Source organism: Pseudomonas sp. AC463 (assembly GCF_979253585.1).
In genome coordinates, this window is the sequence record NZ_CEEDDZ010000258.1 from 1 (window position 1) to 354 (window position 354).

Annotated in this window: 1 pseudogene; it reads right to left on the minus strand. The window is 62.4% G+C overall.

The annotated features are described in order from the left end of the window. Positions 1-354 (minus strand): annotated as a pseudogene (locus AC0IYH_RS30045) (hypothetical protein); the annotation flags it as partial.

The following is a 354-nucleotide window of genomic DNA, read 5'->3' on the forward strand; positions in this document are numbered from 1 at the left end:
CCAGTGTGCGTAGGTGTCCGGCACGACCGGAAAGTCGTTGGCGTCGCGGGGCGGCGTCATCACTGGCGGCACCGGATCGGTGTAATCCTTCAGCAGATTCGCCTTCACCACCGGCAGGATCGGCGCGCCGGTCGTCGCCAGCGTCGGCCTGAACTTCTGAAAGCCGGCGAAGCGCTTCTTGAAGTTGATCGGGATCGTGAACTGGTTGTTCGCCTCGGTCAGGACGGCACGGTCGAACTGGTTCAGCGTGGCCTTCGGCTTCTGGACGACCCAGGGCGAGAAGGACATGACGTTGATCCTGTTCGCGGTGAAATCGATCTCGTACAGCCGCATCAGCGCGTTGCCGCCCTGATA